Annotated in this window: 15 protein-coding genes and 1 riboswitch; of the genes, 6 read left to right on the forward strand and 9 right to left on the reverse strand. The window is 73.3% G+C overall.

The features are described 5' to 3' along the window. The first annotated feature begins 3 nt into the window (after positions 1 to 3). Positions 4 to 555, forward strand: a complete 552-nt coding sequence (locus ASC99_RS33015; protein ID WP_200948489.1) for a hypothetical protein — start codon at positions 4 to 6, stop codon at positions 553 to 555. Between the two features lie 25 nt (positions 556 to 580). Here ASC99_RS33015 and ASC99_RS33020 read toward each other — a convergent pair whose 3' ends face one another. Beyond that, on the reverse strand, positions 581 to 877 hold the full coding sequence (locus tag ASC99_RS33020; RefSeq protein WP_369824365.1) for a hypothetical protein: 297 nt from the start codon (positions 875 to 877) through the stop codon (positions 581 to 583). Positions 878 to 1,186: 309 nt separating this feature from the next. Here ASC99_RS33020 and ASC99_RS33025 point away from each other — a divergent pair, with 309 nt between their 5' ends. After that, positions 1,187 to 1,522 (forward strand): antibiotic biosynthesis monooxygenase, encoded by a 336-nt coding sequence (locus ASC99_RS33025; RefSeq protein WP_057239003.1) that lies wholly within the window; start codon positions 1,187 to 1,189, stop codon positions 1,520 to 1,522. A 33-nt stretch (positions 1,523 to 1,555) separates the two neighbouring features. On the opposite strand, the gene ASC99_RS33030 is transcribed toward ASC99_RS33025, so the two are convergent. From ASC99_RS33030 to ASC99_RS33050, 5 genes are read right to left on the reverse strand one after another with little or no spacing between them, the layout of a single operon-like run. Next, on the reverse strand, positions 1,556 to 2,404 hold the full coding sequence (locus tag ASC99_RS33030; protein ID WP_057239005.1) for an ECF transporter S component: 849 nt from the start codon (positions 2,402 to 2,404) through the stop codon (positions 1,556 to 1,558). Then, positions 2,401 to 4,008, reverse strand: coding sequence for an ABC transporter ATP-binding protein (locus ASC99_RS33035; RefSeq protein ID WP_057239006.1), 1,608 nt, complete (start codon positions 4,006 to 4,008; stop codon positions 2,401 to 2,403). Before ASC99_RS33035 ends, ASC99_RS33030 begins: the two co-directional genes overlap by 4 nt. Next, on the reverse strand, positions 4,005 to 5,141 hold the full coding sequence (locus ASC99_RS38070) for an energy-coupling factor transporter transmembrane component T (RefSeq protein ID WP_157531904.1): 1,137 nt from the start codon (positions 5,139 to 5,141) through the stop codon (positions 4,005 to 4,007). The genes ASC99_RS33035 and ASC99_RS38070 overlap by 4 nt, the downstream gene beginning before the upstream one ends. 10 nt (positions 5,142 to 5,151) lie before the next feature. Next, the gene (locus tag ASC99_RS39195; protein WP_200948491.1) at positions 5,152 to 5,817 is read right to left on the reverse strand and encodes an SCO2322 family protein; all 666 of its coding nucleotides are present in this window, start codon (positions 5,815 to 5,817) and stop codon (positions 5,152 to 5,154) included. After that, the gene (locus tag ASC99_RS33050) at positions 5,814 to 7,166 is read right to left on the reverse strand and encodes a hypothetical protein (protein WP_057239008.1); all 1,353 of its coding nucleotides are present in this window, start codon (positions 7,164 to 7,166) and stop codon (positions 5,814 to 5,816) included. The genes ASC99_RS39195 and ASC99_RS33050 overlap by 4 nt, the downstream gene beginning before the upstream one ends. Positions 7,167 to 7,247: 81 nt before the next feature. Next, positions 7,248 to 7,354: riboswitch (cobalamin riboswitch) on the reverse strand. A 202-nt stretch (positions 7,355 to 7,556) separates the two neighbouring features. On the opposite strand from ASC99_RS33050, the gene ASC99_RS33055 reads away from it, so the two are divergent. After that, the gene (locus ASC99_RS33055; protein WP_162257950.1) at positions 7,557 to 8,303 is read left to right on the forward strand and encodes a GDSL-type esterase/lipase family protein; all 747 of its coding nucleotides are present in this window, start codon (positions 7,557 to 7,559) and stop codon (positions 8,301 to 8,303) included. 19 nt (positions 8,304 to 8,322) lie between these two features. On the opposite strand, the gene ASC99_RS33060 is transcribed toward ASC99_RS33055, so the two are convergent. Continuing rightward, complete coding sequence (locus ASC99_RS33060) at positions 8,323 to 8,787, reverse strand: TetR family transcriptional regulator (protein ID WP_057239012.1); 465 nt, start codon at positions 8,785 to 8,787, stop codon at positions 8,323 to 8,325. A 435-nt stretch (positions 8,788 to 9,222) separates the two neighbouring features. On the opposite strand from ASC99_RS33060, the gene ASC99_RS33065 reads away from it, so the two are divergent. Genes ASC99_RS33065 through ASC99_RS33075 form a run of 3 tightly spaced genes read left to right on the forward strand, consistent with a single transcriptional unit; the run spans position 9,223 to position 12,388 of the window. Further along, positions 9,223 to 10,542, forward strand: coding sequence for a glycosyltransferase family 4 protein (locus tag ASC99_RS33065; RefSeq protein WP_057239014.1), 1,320 nt, complete (start codon positions 9,223 to 9,225; stop codon positions 10,540 to 10,542). Between the two features lie 56 nt (positions 10,543 to 10,598). Then, positions 10,599 to 11,333 carry a class I SAM-dependent methyltransferase gene (locus ASC99_RS33070; protein WP_057239016.1) on the forward strand — a complete coding sequence of 245 codons (735 nt, stop codon included), beginning with the start codon at positions 10,599 to 10,601 and terminating at the stop codon, positions 11,331 to 11,333. Further along, the gene (locus tag ASC99_RS33075) at positions 11,330 to 12,388 is read left to right on the forward strand and encodes a prenyltransferase (RefSeq protein ID WP_057239018.1); all 1,059 of its coding nucleotides are present in this window, start codon (positions 11,330 to 11,332) and stop codon (positions 12,386 to 12,388) included. Before ASC99_RS33070 ends, ASC99_RS33075 begins: the two co-directional genes overlap by 4 nt. A gap of 55 nt (positions 12,389 to 12,443) precedes the next feature. On the opposite strand, the gene ASC99_RS33080 is transcribed toward ASC99_RS33075, so the two are convergent. Both ASC99_RS33080 and ASC99_RS33085 read right to left on the reverse strand, forming a co-directional pair. Continuing rightward, complete coding sequence (locus ASC99_RS33080) at positions 12,444 to 13,391, reverse strand: hypothetical protein (RefSeq protein WP_057239020.1); 948 nt, start codon at positions 13,389 to 13,391, stop codon at positions 12,444 to 12,446. Between the two features lie 142 nt (positions 13,392 to 13,533). Next, positions 13,534 to 14,472 (reverse strand): N-acetylmuramoyl-L-alanine amidase, encoded by a 939-nt coding sequence (locus ASC99_RS33085; protein WP_057239021.1) that lies wholly within the window; start codon positions 14,470 to 14,472, stop codon positions 13,534 to 13,536. Positions 14,473 to 14,475: the final 3 nt, after the last annotated feature.

A 14,475-nucleotide genomic window follows, 5' to 3' on the forward strand; every position in this document is an offset into this window, starting at 1 on the left:
TCTGTGTCCGCTCTGCCCTCGTCGCGGCCGCTGGGCCTGCACGACAGCTGGTGGACGGTCGCCGCGGCAGCCTTGCTGGCCTGTGCCGGACTCACGGCGTGCGCCTGGATCTCCGCCCACGTCCATTCGGACCCGACGCTGCACTCGGCGGCCCTCTTCGTCCACCTTGCTTCGCTGGTCCTCGGCTTCGGAGCTGTGATGGTCGCCGACTACCACGGGCTGCTCTGGATGACCCGCAGGTGCACGCTGTTCGAGACCCTCCGCACCACCTCCCGCCTGCACGTCCCGATCTGGGCCGGGCTGGCCGGGCTGGTCGTCAGCGGCATGATGCTCGAACCCGACCTGACCTCGCCCCTCACCCGGATCAAGCTCGCCCTGGTCCTCCTCCTCACCGTCAACGGCCTGCAAGCGGGTCTGCTCGACCGACGGATGGCCGATCACTCCGCCACCGCCCTCACCCCGCGCCTGCTCGCCTGGGGCGCCGGCACCGCACTGCTCTCCCAGGTCTGCTGGTGGGGCGCGGTCGTGATCGGCTTCTGGAACACCCAGCACTGACCGGCCGCGCCCCGCTCCGTCGGGCCTACCGGTCAGCGAAGAAGACCGAACGCAGCTTCAAACGGTCCGTGGCCGGGTGGCCGTGCGGGCGCAGGGTCCAGGAGTCACCGGTGCAGTCGGGCTCGGTGAAGACCATGGCCCAGGTGTCGGTGTTGTTGTGCGGGGCGAAGGCAGGCTCGGACGCGTCCGAGTCCGCGACCTCCGGGAGGGTGACGCAGGCAGGGCTGTCCGGGTCATGGAGGGTTGCCGCCTGCGCCCGGCCGTCCAGGCCGACGAACCGGTAGCCGAAGTCGCCGGTGGCCGCCTGCGCGGGTGTCGCCATGACCGCCGTGAGGGCAAGAGCACCGCAGACGGAGGCAAGGGTGTGTCGAAGACGCACGGAGATCCTCGTTTCATGAAGGGACATTTGAGGTCACCCGCACACCTACCGGGTCTACAGCACCAGTGTGTTGAAGGCATTCAAGCGAAACGTATCTCCCTCACCTGTTCGGCCCACGAGACGTCGATGTCCACCGGGTTTGTCGGCGCTTCGGGGCGATGAGCCGCTTGCTCCGGAGGATGTAGGAGACTGCTGACACGTGATCAGGCTCAGGTCGCCGGTCGGGCGGCCGTGGAACGTACGAGGTGTCAGATGGCCAGCGTGGTGAAGATCAACGTGTTGACGGTGCCCACCGAGATGCGGGAGACCCTGGAGCAGCGGTTTGCCTCGCGGGCCGGGTCGGTGGAGAACTCGGACGGCTTCGAGTGGTTCGAGCTGCTCCGGCCGGTGGAGGGTACGGAGCAGTATCTGGTGTACACCCGCTGGGCCAGCGAGGAGCACTTCAAGGCGTGGATGGAGGGCCCGATGCAGGCGGCGCACCGTCAGGGTCCGCCGAACGCCGAGGGCGGTCAGCCGAAGCCCGCGGCCTCCGGGTCGACGCTGTGGTCCTTCGAGGTGGTGCAGTCGACCGGCCCGAAGCAGGGCTGAGCCGGACGGGGACGCCTGGCCTCTGAGGAAAGGTCAGGCGTCCTTGAAGGTGACCGGGGCGTCGAAGGCTGCGCGGCGGACCGAGCGGCGCAGGGCGCGCAGGATCGGGCCGCCGACGGTGAGGCAGAGGGCGGCGGTGAGTACGGCGCGGGGGAGGTCCCAGCCGAGGGAGGTGGCCAGGCAGTAGGCCAGGAAGTGGCCCAGGTTGGTGCCGAGGTCGGCGCCGGGGTCGAAGGACAGGGCCGGGGGGAGGCCGACGCCGAGGTAGGGCCAGAACTGAAGGTTCATCACGGTGCCGTACGCGACCGAGGCGAGGGCGCCGTAGCCGGCCAGCAGCAGGAGTTCGGGGCGGCCGCGCAGCCGGGCGGGGCCTGGCAGCAGGCCGGCGCCGAGGCAGACCCAGCCCATGCTGAGCATCTGGAACGGCAGCCAGGGCCCGATCCCGCCAGTCAGCAGGGCGGAGGCGAACATGGTGACCGAGCCGAGCACGAAGCCGAAGCCCGGGCCGAGCACCCGCCCGGCGAGCACCATCAGGAAGAACATCGGCTCCAGTCCGGCGGTCCCCGCGCCGAGCGGGCGCAGTGCCGCCCCGGCGGCGGCCAGTACGCCGAGCAGCGCCACCGACTTGGCGTCCAGACCGGGGCTGCCGTCCGAACGCCCCTCGGAGATCTGGGCGATGACCACGCCGAGCAGCAGTGGCATCAGCAGGGCGAACAGCCACGGCGCGTCGGTGGAGTGCCCGGCCAGCGCCGAGGACGGGTCGGCGAGCAGTGGCCAGCCGAAGGCGACCGCGCCGATCGCGGTGATCAGCAGGAGCAGGAGGACGGAGCGTCCGCCGAGCGGCACCGGCCGGGTGAGGGGCTTCACGCGGGCTCCCTTCATGCCGGGGTCCGGAGGGCGTCGCTGACCTGGGTGACCGTCAGCCAGGGCAGCGGGGCGAGCACCTTGGCGACCTGCGGGGCGAACACCGGGGAGGAGACCACCACTTCGGCGCTCGGGCCGTCCGCGACGATCTCGCCCTCGGCCAGGATGACGGTGCGGTGGGCGAGTTCGGCGGCCAGCTCGACGTCGTGGGTGGCCAGCAGGACGGCGTGGCCGTCGGCGGCCAGTTCGCGCAGCACGGTGACCAGGCGGGCCTTGGCGGCGTAGTCCAGGCCCCGGGTCGGCTCGTCCAGCAGGATCAGGTCGGGGCGGGTGGTGAGCACCACGGCCAAGGCCAGGGTGAGGCGTTGGCCCTCGGAGAGGTCGCGCGGGTGCAAGGTGTCGTCGATGCCGGGCAGCAGGCGGGCCACCAGTGCGCGGCAACTGCCGGGCGGCGTACCGGAGTCGTGGTCAGCGCCGGCGCACTCGGCGGTCACCGTCTCGGCGTACAGCAGGTCGCGCGGCTCCTGCGGGACCAGGCCGACCCGGCGGATCAGCTCCTTGGGCCTGGACCGGTGCGGGGTCAGCCCGGCGGCGCTGATGGTGCCCGAGTCCGGCTTGTACAGGCCGGCCAGGGCGCCGAGCAGGGTGGACTTGCCCGCGCCGTTGCGGCCCATCAGGGCGGTGATCTCGCCGGGGCGCAGGGCGAGTTCGACCCCGCGCAGCACCGGGTTCGGCCCGCGCTTGAGGGTCAGCCGGGAGACCACTGCGACCGGTTCGGTGGTGACCGGGGGGACGACGGGCGGGGTCCGGCCCTCGAGTGCGGCCCGCAGCGGGGCGGCCCGGCGGCGGGCGTCCCGGACGGACAGTGGCAGTGGTGACCAGCCGGCCGCCCGGCCGAGGCCGACCACCGGCGGGTAGACCGGGGAGAGGGCCATCAGTTCGGCCGGGTCGCCGAACCTGGCCGGTCCGTCCGGGGTGAGCAGCAGCACCCGGTCGGCGTACTGGACCACCCGCTCCAGCCGGTGCTCGGTCATCAGCACGGTGGTGCCGAGGTCGTGCACCAGCCGTTGCAGCACCGCGAGCACCTCCTCGGCGGCGCCGGGGTCGAGCGCCGAGGTGGGCTCGTCCAGCACCAGCACCTTGGGGTGGCTGGTCAGCACCGAGCCGATGGCGACCCGCTGTTGCTGGCCGCCGGAGAGGGTGGAGAGCGCCCGGTCGCGCAGCTCGGCCAGGCCGAGCAGGTCGAGGGTGTCCTCGACCCGGCGGCGCATCACCTCCGGCGCGATGCCCAGCGACTCCATGCCGTAGGCGAGTTCGTCCTCCACGTTGTCGGTGACGAAGTGTGCCACCGGGTCCTGGCCCACCATGCCGACCAGGTCGGCGAGTTCGCGCGGGCGGTGCTCGCGGGTGTCCCGGCCGTCGACGGTGACCCGGCCGTGCAGGACGCCGCCGGTGAAGTGCGGCACCAGGCCGTTGACCGCGCCCAGCAGGGTGGACTTGCCGACCCCGGAGGGGCCGACCACCAGGCAGAGTTCCCCCTCGGGGACGGTCAGGTCGAGGCCGCCGAGCACGGGAGCGGCGGCGTCATGGTACTGGACCGAGACCTGTTCGAAGTGGATCACTTGGGGGCTCCGGGGCGGGGCGGGGCAGGGGCGACGAAGGCGGGCAGCAGACCGAGCAGTACGGCGAGCGCGGGCAGCAGCGGGAGTTCGGGCACGGTGGGTGGCACGGCCGGCGGGTTGAAGGCGGCGGGGTCGCGGCCGGAGAGCCAGATCAGCAGGCCCGCGACGGCCAGGCCCGAGCCCGCCACCAGCCACTCCCGCCAGGCCCAGGGGTCGGGCCGGTAGCGGGTCCTGACGGAGCGTCGGCTGCCGAGCAGCAGCCCGGCGCCGAGCGCGGCCAGGCCGATCAGCAGGACCGGCAGCGCCCAGCGCACGGTGCCCTCGGTGAGCAGGCCGTAGCAGGCCACGCACACCGCGAGCAGGCCGGTCAGGGTGAGCGCGCCGATCGAACGGGCGACCCGGCGCGGGAGGTCGGCGGTGCGGCCGAAGCCCCGGCTGTCCATGGTGGCCGCCAGGCTGACAGAGCGTTCGAGGGCCGACTCCAGCACCGGCAGGCCGACGCTGAGCAGCGAGCGCAGGCCCTTGTCGGAGCGGCCGCGCAGCCTGCGGGCCGACCTGATCCGCTGGACGTCGGCGACCAGGTTGGGGCTGAAGGTGAGCGCCACCACGGCGGCCACCCCGGCCTCGTACAGCGCGCCGGGCAGGGCGCGCAGCAGGCGGGCCGGGTTGGCCAGTGCGTTGGCGGCGCCGACGCAGATCAGCAGGGTGGCCAGCCGCAGGCTCTGGTAGAGCGAGTAGAGCAGTCCCTCCAGGGTGACGGCGCCGCCGATCCGCACCCCCTGCGCCCAGTCCGGCAGCGGGAGTTGGGGCAATGTGAAGAGCACATGGGTGCCGCCGACCCCGGAGCCGAGGAAGACGGTGAAGAGCAGCCGGATGCCGAGCACCGCCAGTGCCACCTTGACGAAGGCGGTGTAGGAGCGGGCCCAGGGCTCGGTGCTGCGCCGGGCCGCGACCACGTAGCCGGAGACCGCGACGATCAGCAGGAGCAGCAGCGGATTGGTGGTGCGGGAGGCCGCCGCGCCGAGCCCGATCGCCCACAGCCACCATGCGCCGGGGTGCAGGTGGCGCGGGCCGATCGCTGAGCGGGTCGAGCGGACGGGGCGGGGCTGCCGGGTGCGGTTGGGCGTGGGCACGGATGACACCTCAGGAGTCGCGGCGGCGCCGGGCCTGCCAGACCGCGCCGGCGGCCAGGACGGCGACCAGTGCGCCGCCCGCCAGCAGACCGACCGACGGGCCCGAACTCTCGCTCCTACCGGCGGAGTTGTCCGCAGCTCCGACGGTGTCGCCGCAGCCGGAGCGGGGGTAGCCGACGATCGCACAGAGGATGCCGTTGGCGTCGTAGCGCAGCGGCGGGGCGACGGCGGCCAGCACCTCGGCCGAGCTGGCGGCGGTGGGGACCGCCGCGCACACCGTCCGGGCGGCGGGCGGGGTCTCGCCGGCCGGGGCGTCGGCGGTGGTGCCGAAGTCCAGCACCACGGCGATCCGCTTCTTCCCGGTCTGCGCCGGGGTGGTGGCGCAGACCGCGCCGAAGTCACCGGCGGCGGTGGGCCGGGCGGCGTCCTTGCCGCCGTCGGGGCTGACCGCGAACCGCCAGCCGTCCACCGCGCCGTCCGGCGGGACGTACACCGCGGGGCCCTGCTGCTGGTACGCCCAGGCGCTGCCCGACCACTTCCAGAACGACCAGTAGCGGTAGCCGGTGGCATGCGCGGGCGCGGCGAGCAGGAACGGCAGCAGCAGCGCGAGCAGCAGCGCCAGGACGGCGGCGACGGCCGGGGCCGCCACCGCCGTCCGGGAGTGAGGGAAGGTCACTTCTGGTCGTCGCCCTCGGACTTGCTGACCGCCGCCTTGCTGCCCGCCGCCTTGTCGCCCGCAGCCTTGCTGGGGGCACCGACGGTGTGGGTGCCGCGCTTGCGCTGGAGGCTGAGCAGCAGGCCGCCGCCGATGCCGACCAGCAGGCCGATGCCGACCAGCCAGACCGGGGAGAAGCCGTTGTCGTCGTCGGCCTCGGTGCCTGCCGGGTCGGCGGAGGCGGAGGCGCCGGCGGCCGGGAGGGACTTGGGCGCCGGGCCCGAGTCGATCAGCAGCTGGACCACGTTGGTGCCGCCGAAGTCGTACGGGTCGCGCTCGGCGGCCTGGGCGGTCAGCAGCAGCAGTGCGGCGGCTGAGGCGTCGGTGCCGGAGGTGCCCTTGGCGGCCCACGGGTAGCCGTTGCCGGCCAGCCAGTCGGCGGCCGGGGCGGCCTGCTGCGGGTGCCCGGACTGGACCAGGCCGAGCACCGTCCAGGCGGTCGCGGTGAAGTCGGGAGTGGCGGTGGCACCGGGCATGGCCTGCATCAGGTGCTGCCCGTTGGCGCCCAGCTGGGCGACCAGGTAGGCCCCGGCCGCCTCGGCGGAGTCCGTGTGCGGCACGGTGGCCGGGGCGGCGGCGCAGTCCAGGGGCTTGGGCGCGGCGTCCACTCGGTTGGTGTTGACGACCGGCAGCTTGCCGCCGGCCGCGGCCAGCAGGGCCTGCGCGGAGGCCAGGTCGTTGGCCTTGAGCGCGCCGTCCGGGGCCGGCTGGTAGGCGAAGGCGCCGCGCTGCTCGGCGGGGGCGGCGCAGCCGAGCTGGAACAGCGCCAAGCCGTCGTAGCCGCTCTTGCCGCTCTTGGCGACGGCGGCCGGGTCGAGACCGGCGGCGATCAGCGCGTTGACGGCCAGTCCGGTGGAGTTGGCGTCACCCGGGTTGCCGGGGTTGAAGGCCCAGCTGCCGTCCGCGTTCTGAACGGTCTTCAGCCAGTCGGTGCCCCGGGTCACCGCGTCCTGGTGCCCGCCGAGCAGCTTGAGCGCCTGGATCGCCATCGCGGTGGCGTTGCTGTCCTCGGTCTTGGCGTCGCAGGCCACGGCGGTGTCGGCCCGGAACGAGGCCCAGCCGCCGTCCGCGCACTGCTGACCGGTCAGCCAGCCCACGGCCGCGTCGGACGGGACGACCTTGACGGCGCCGAGCGCGGTCAAGGCCAGCGACTGCCGCCAGACGCCGTCGTACGTCGGGTCGCCCTTGCCGTAGAGCGCGGCCGGGGCGGCGGCGGGGGAGGGGGTGTCCGCGAGGGCGGGGGCGGCGGCGCCGATCAGCAGCGCGGCGGCGGCCAGCGCGGCGGCGCCCGTGCGGGCGGTGGAGAGCATGAGGGTCGACGTGCCTTTCGGTGAGCGGAGCAGCGACCCGAGGCGGGCCGCCCGTAGACCTCGACGGAGCCGGGAACCCGGCACTGCCGCTCGCTCCCCGGCGGGCATCCCGACTGTGACGGTTGCGTGGTCAGCGCCGGAGTCGCACCGGCTTCCCCCGCACGAGGAGCGGATGAAGTTGTTGATCCTGCGTCCAAGACTCTAACCGGCCGACCGGAGTGCCCCGAGCGGACAGGGGCCGGACACGGCGGGTGCCCCGAGGCTGGAACCGGTATCAGTTCTGGGGGTCGCGACGGGAGCAGGGCGGCCGGCCGAGGTCCTGACGCAGCGTCACCCGAGTGCCGGAGCAGCGCGCGCGGTGCGTCGGCCCGGGCGCCCAGCATGGGGGACATGAAGAGCATCGAACCTCTCCCGATCATGATCGTCGGCGATTCGATCAGCCATGGCAGCAGCGGTGACTGGACCTGGCGCCACCGGTTCTGGAAGCACCTGGCGGCCCACCGGGTCGCGGTGGACCTGGTGGGTCCGAAGAACACCCTGGACAACATCCGCACCGCCGAGTCCGGGGACGACGACGACACGTACGCGGACCCGGAGTTCGACACCGACCACGACGCCCGGTGGGGGCGGCCGTACCTGGCGGAGAAGGACGAGATCGAGGCCAAGGTGGCCGAGCACGGGCCGGAGTACCTGCTGGTGCTGCTCGGGATCAACGACCTGTTCCGGTACGGGGTCGAGCCGGCCGAGTTCGAGGCCAACCTGCGGGAGTTCGTGGCGAACGCGCGGCGGGCCGAGCCCGGGCTGCGGATCGTGCTGGGGCGGATCCTGCCGACCACCAAGGCGGAGGCGGACCGGGAGTTCGCGGCCAGGGTGGCGGCCTGCAACGGGCGGATCGAGACGGTGGCGAAGGACCTCGACCGGGCCGACGCCCGGGTGGTGACGGCCAGGACCGACGCCGAGTTCGTCGCCGCCGCGCACACCTGGGACGGCACGCACCCGAACCCGGCCGGGGAGTTCCGGATCGCGGCCGCCTTCGCCGACGTGCTGGCGGACCGGTTCGGGCTGGGGGCCAGGTACGCTCGCCCGTTCCCGGACGGCGCGGAGATCTCGCAGGCGGCGAAGGCCGCGATCGACTGACGGGCGGACGGACGGAGCGTCAGAGGACGAGCAGCCGGGCCGCGGTGTGCAGGTCGCCGCGGACCTCGGCGAGCGAGGCGCGGCCGGAGAGCCAGGCGAGCAGGGTGGCGTGCCAGGTGTGGCCGATCACCCGCAGGGCGGCCTGCTGGGTCGGCGACGGGGTGGGGCCGAGCTGGGCGGCGTCCAGCACGATGGCCGAGGTGACGGCCGAGACGGCGTCCACCTCGGCGCCGACCGAGCGGTCGGCGAAGGAGAGCGCGCGGACCATCGCCTCGGCGAGCCGGGGTTCGCGCTGGAGCGCGTGGAAGGCCTGGGTCAGGGTCTCGGCCACCCGGCCGGCCGGGTCGTCACCGGTGGGCGGGTGACGGCGGACCTGCTCGTGCAGCTGTTGGAGCTGCTCCTGCATCACCGCGACCAGCAGGTGCACCTTGGACGGGAAGTAGCGGTAGAGGGTGCCGAGCGCGACCTCGGCGCTCTCCGCCACAGCGTGGTGGCGGCCCGCAGGATCCGGCGGCGGCGTTCGGCCTGCCGGGGGGTGAGGCCGGTACCGAGGGCGGCGGTGGTGGTCAAGGGGGCTCCCGGAGCGCGCGCATGGGTGACCGGATCGAGGTGATTCAACCACGGGGTGGGAAGACCGGCCGGTCTAGGTGAGGATATGTCAGCGGTCGGGTGGTCCGAGAGTTATGTCACAGTGAACGCCGGGTGAGCGGGCTTCCCGGACGGGTCAGAATGGATGTCTCCGGTAGTGACGTACTCGTCAGTAGCATTCCCGGGGGTGATCTGCCACCCTCGGACGCGGGCCGGTAATCTTCAAGGTCTCTCATTGTTCGATCAGCCCAATGACGAGCTCCACCATCATGAAACGTGATCTACTTTTCCGCCGCCGCGCAGGCCGGGGAGTAGGGGACAGGAGCCCCGGATGACCGCGCTGCCGCCGCGACCGCTGCGGATCGCCCTGCTGTCCTACCGGGGCGACCCGTACTGCGGCGGCCAGGGCGTCTACGTCCGGCATCTGTCCCGTGAGCTGGCCGGGCTCGGGCACCACGTGGACGTGATCGGAGCCCAGCCCTTCCCGGCGCTCGACCCGGTCGAGGGGCCCGGCAGCGTCCGGCTGGTGGAGCTGCCCAGCCTGGACCTGTACCGCGCCGACGACCCGTTCCGCACCCCGGCGCTCACCGAGTACCGGGGGCTGGTGGACGTGTTGGAGGTGGCCGGGATGCGGACCGGCGGCTTCCCCGAGCCGCTCACCTTCTCGCTCCGGGCCCGGCGGTACCTGGCCGCGCACAAGGGCCGCTACGACGTGGTGCACGACAACCAGACCCTCGGCTACGGCCTGCTCGGCCTGGAGCGGCACGGCTTTCCGCTGGTCACCACCGTGCACCACCCGATCACCGTGGACCGCCGGCTGGAGCTGGCCGCCGCGTCGACCCGGCTGAAGCGGATCTCGCTGCGCCGCTGGTACGCCTTCACCCGGATGCAGCGCCGGGTGGCCGCCCGGCTGGAGCACGTGATCACCGTCTCCGGCAGCTCGAAGACCGAGATCGCCGAGCAGCTCGGCACCCCGCCCGGCAACATCGCGGTGGTCCCGATCGGCGCCGACACCCGGCTCTGGTCGCCCTCGGCTTCGATCGCCCAGGTGCCCGGACGGATCGTCACCACCTCCAGTGCGGACGTACCGCTCAAGGGTCTGGTGTACCTGGTCGAGGCGCTGGCCAAGCTGCGCACCGAGCGGGACGCGCACCTGGTGGTGGTCGGCAAGCCGCAGCGCGGCGAGGGGCCGGTGGCCGAGGCGGTCCGCCGGTTCGGCCTGGAGCGCTGGATCGAGTTCCGCACCGGGCTGACCGACCAGGAGCTGGTGGACCTGTACCGCTCCGCCGAGGTGGCCTGCGTGCCCTCGCTGTACGAGGGCTTCTCGCTGCCCGCCGCCGAGGCGATGGCCACCGGCACCCCGCTGGTCGCCACCACCGGCGGCGCGATCCCCGAGGTGGCGGGCCCGGACGGCGAGACCTGCCTGGCGGTGCCGCCCGGCGACGCCGGTGCGCTGGCCGCCGCGCTCGGCCGGCTGCTGGACGACCCCGAGCTGCGGACCGAGCTCGGTGCGGCCGGCCGGGAGCGGGTGCTCGCCCGGTTCACCTGGCAGCGGGCCGCCGAACTGACCGTGGACCGCTACCGGGCGGCGATCGCCACCGGGGCCGGACAGCGGGCCCGGGCCGGTGCGGGCTGGCGCTACGTCGCCTGACCGGCCTGACGGCCGGTCAACTTTTTTGCCGAGTACCAACGAATGGGAGCCCCGCAGTGCTGACCGTCGATTTCTCCCGCTTCCCGCTCGCCCCTGGCGACCGGGTGCTCGACCTGGGCTGTGGTGGGGGCCGGCACGCCTTCGAGTGTTACCGGCGTGGCGCGAACGTGGTCGCCCTGGACCAGAACGGCGAGGAGATCGCCGAGGTTCGCCGGTGGTTCGCCGCGATGGAGCAGGCCGGGGAGGCCCCGGCCGGTGCCTCGGCGGTGGCGATGGAGGGCGACGCGCTCAACCTGCCGTTCGACGACGACACCTTCGACAAGATCATCATCTCCGAGGTGATGGAGCACATCCCGGACGACAAGGGCGTGCTGGCCGAGATGGTCCGGGTGCTCAAGCCGGGCGGCCTGCTGGCCGTCACCGTGCCGCGCTACCTGCCGGAGAAGATCTGCTGGGCGCTCTCCGACGAGTACCACGAGGTCGAGGGCGGCCACATCCGGATCTACAAGGGCGACGAACTGGTCGAGAAGGTCCGCGAGTCCGGCCTGGAGCCGTACGGCGAGCACCACGCGCACGCGCTGCACTCGCCGTACTGGTGGATCAAGTGCGCGGTCGGCGTCAACAACGACAAGGCGCTGCCGGTCCGCGCCTACCACCAGCTGCTGGTCTGGGACATCGTCGGCACCCCGGTGATCTCCAAGATCACCAAGGCGGCCGAGAAGGCGCTCAACCCGGTGCTCGGCAAGAGCTTCGTGGTGTACGCCAGCAAGCCCAGGCGGGCAGGCTCATGACGGCCGCCATTCCGGAGGCGCTGCTGCTGGACGGGGTGCTGGACGCCCGCCAGGCCGCCGACACGGTGCGCTCGATCCTGGCCGACCAGCAGCCCGACGGCGCCATCCCGTGGTTCGCCGGCGGCCACCTCGACCCCTGGGACCACACCGAGGCCGCGATGGCCCTGGACACGGCGGGCGAGCACGCGGCCGCCGAGGCGGCCTACCGCTGGCTGGCGGCCCGGCAGAACGCCGACGGCTCCTGGTACGCGGCGTACGTGGACGGCGAGGTGACCAACCGCGCCAAGGAGACCAACTTCTGCGCCTACCTGGCGGTCGGCGTCTGGCACCACCACCTCTCCTCGGGCGACGACGCCTTCCTGGACTGGATCTGGCCGACGGTCCGCCGGGCGCTGGACTTCACGGTCGGGCTGCGGCTGCCGGGCGGCCCGATCGCCTGGCGGCAGGACGAGGACGGCAGCGCGCCGCAGGAGGCGCTGCTGACCGGCTCATCCAGCATCCTGCACGCCCTGCGGTGCGGTCTCGCCATCGCGGACTACCTCGAAGAGCCGCAGCCGGATTGGGAGTTGGCGGCCGGACGGCTCCGGCACGCGATCGCCCACCACCCGGAGCGGTTCCTCGACAAGGACCGCTACTCGATGGACTGGTACTACCCCGTGCTCGGCACCGCGCTGCGCGGCCCCGAGGCGGTGGCCCGGATCGAACGGGACTGGGACCGCTTCGTGGTCCCGGGCCTGGGCGTGCGCTGCGTCAGTGACCGGCCCTGGGTGACCGGCGGGGAGAGCGCCGAACTGGCGCTCGCACTCTGGGCGGTGGGCCAGTCCGACCGCGCGGTGGAGATCCTGCGCTGGATCCAGCACCTGCGGCACCAGGACGGCTCGTACTGGACCGGGTACGTCTTCGAGGACGACGCGATCTGGCCCGAGGAGCGCACCACCTGGACGGCCGGGGCACTGCTGCTCGCGGTGGCGGCGCTGGGCGGCGACCACGCGACGGTGTCGGTCTTCGGCGGGGAGCAGCTGCCGGCCGGACTGGTCGTCAGCGACTGCTGCTGAGCGTACGGAAGAGGGCCCGGGGACGTGATGTCCCCGGGCCCTCTTTCCGCTTGTGTCAGCCGCGCTGGATGCCGGAGGCGTCGTTCAGCAGGCCGTGCGAGCCGTCCTGGAGCTGGGCGACCAGCGAGTTGCCGCGCTGCTCGACCGCCAGGTACCAGGTGCCGGGCACCAGTTCGCCGACCGGGGGGCCGACCGGGTTGTCCCTGGGAGCGAGCTGACGCGGCGCCGGGACGGCGAACCAGAACGGCGCGAAGTCCGCGGCCGGAGCGGCCGGGGCCGGCATCGCGACGGCGGGCTGGACCTGGGTCGGCTCCTGGTGCGCGGGGGCGGGCTGGCCGACGGCCTGACCCGGCGTCGGGTAGCCGTAACCGTGCTGCTGCTGCTCCGGCGGGGTGGCGTAGCCGGGCAGGCCGCCCTGGCCGGGCTGGGCCTGGCCCAGGCCCTGGTCGGCCGGGTAGCCGTACTGACCGGGCTGGCCGGGGGCGGGCTGGAAGCCGCCGACCGGGGCGCCGGCGTACGGGGCCTGGGTGACCGGGGGCTTGTCGGTCAGCAGCGGGGCCTGGAGCGCGGGCACCAGCGGACCGGCCGCGGCGGCACCGGCCAGCACCAGCAGGGCGAGCACGCCCAGGTAGGCGCCGTAGCTGTGGCCGTAGCCGGTGGCACTGCCACCGCCGGCCAGCGCCCAGAGGCCGGACCAGAGCGCGGCGACGGCCAGCGCGACGCCCCACTGGTCGAGCCGCAGGCCGAGCACCAGGCGACCGGCGACGGCCTCACCCTGGAAGCGCTGCAGCAGGATCAGTGCCGCGGCGATCAGGCCGAGCAGGTAGACCGAGGGCAGCACCGGGAAGAGCGCGGTGGACCAGGCGCTCTGCGAGCTGGAGCTGCAGGCCTTCGAGGTGATGCAGTACTCGAAGGCGACGTACGGCAGGAAGGAAGAGATGAACAGCAGGACGGCCGCACCTGCGACGGCGGCGTCTCCCCTGGTGAGAGCGCGCAGATTCACTAACGTTCCCCTCGTCGGTGTATGTCGTGGACGGCAGTGTGGTTCGGACGGTGCAAAAGCCTAGGGCCAAGCGGTTCGGTCCTGCACGGCGGGCTCCCGAAACGGGGAGTGTCGTGGCAAATCACCCGCGTTCGGCCCCCGGTCAGTTCGCGGCTGTGGTGAGGTAGGCGGTCAGCGCGTCGGCAATGCCCTGGGCGGCCTGCTGGCGCCACTGAGGGTCCGTCATCCGCTTGGCATCGCCCGAGTTTCGCATGTTGCCGCACTCGATGAACACCTTCGGCACCTTGGAAAGGTTGAGCCCGCCGAGGTCGCTGCGAGTGTCCAGACCCTGTTCACCGATGTAGTCGGCGTACGGCTCGCCGGTGGCCGCCTTGAAGTGCTCGCGCAGCAGCAGGCCGAGCCGGCGGGACGGGGCGACGATCGCGCCGGTGTCCGCCTTCCCGGCCTTCACCTGGGCGGGCATGATCACGTGGAACCCGCTGCCGGTGGCCGGCGCCCCGTCACCGTGCACCGAGATCGCGGCGTCCACCTTGCCCTCGTTGCCGATCCTGGCCCGCTCGTCGATGCACGGCCCCCAGGGGCGGTCGCCGTCTTGGGTGAACAGCACCTTGGCGCCGCGCTCCTCCAGTACGGTGCGGGCCCGCCGGGAGACGTCCAGCGAGTACTCGGCCTCGCTGTAGCCCGCGTTGGTCGAGGTGCCGGTGGTGTCGCACTCCTTGCGGCTGTTGCCGATGTCCACCTGACGGTTGATCTCGGTGGTGTGCTTGCCGTTGCCGGGGTTGTGCCCGGCGTCCAGCAGGACCGTACGGCCCGTCAGGGGGCGTGCGGCGGCGGCGCTCCCGGGGGTGGCGGACGGCGTGGCCGGGGTGGACGGCGCGGCGGTGGGCCAGAAGCTGGGCAGTAGCGGCAGCTCCTCCGCCGGGGAGGCGGAGGCCGGGCGCGCAGCGGCGTCCGCGCCGGAGGATCCCGGGCCCGCGCAGCCCACCGCGCAGAGCGGCAGAGCGGCGCAGGCCAGCGCGGACAGGCGGAGCAGGGGGGAGCGACGCGGGGCGCTGGAGCGCCGGTCGGTGGTGCCGGTCACGGG

The sequence above is a fragment of the Kitasatospora sp. Root107 genome, assembly GCF_001424875.1.
Classification (GTDB): domain Bacteria; phylum Actinomycetota; class Actinomycetes; order Streptomycetales; family Streptomycetaceae; genus Kitasatospora.

Bases quoted from the DNA above. Each gene is read 5' to 3' on its own strand.
- ASC99_RS33055 (WP_162257950.1), top strand. From the start codon at position 7,557: ATGAAGAGCATCGAACCTCTCCCGATCATGATCGTCGGCGATTCGATC.
- ASC99_RS33025 (WP_057239003.1), top strand. From the start codon at position 1,187: ATGGCCAGCGTGGTGAAGATCAACGTGTTGACGGTGCCCACCGAGATG.
- ASC99_RS33020 (WP_369824365.1), bottom strand. From the start codon at position 877: ATGGCGACACCCGCGCAGGCGGCCACCGGCGACTTCGGCTACCGGTTC.
- ASC99_RS33075 (WP_057239018.1), top strand. From the start codon at position 11,330: ATGACGGCCGCCATTCCGGAGGCGCTGCTGCTGGACGGGGTGCTGGAC.
- ASC99_RS33030 (WP_057239005.1), bottom strand. From the start codon at position 2,404: ATGAAGGGAGCCCGCGTGAAGCCCCTCACCCGGCCGGTGCCGCTCGGC.
- ASC99_RS33065 (WP_057239014.1), top strand. From the start codon at position 9,223: ATGACCGCGCTGCCGCCGCGACCGCTGCGGATCGCCCTGCTGTCCTAC.
- ASC99_RS33050 (WP_057239008.1), bottom strand. From the start codon at position 7,166: ATGCTCTCCACCGCCCGCACGGGCGCCGCCGCGCTGGCCGCCGCCGCG.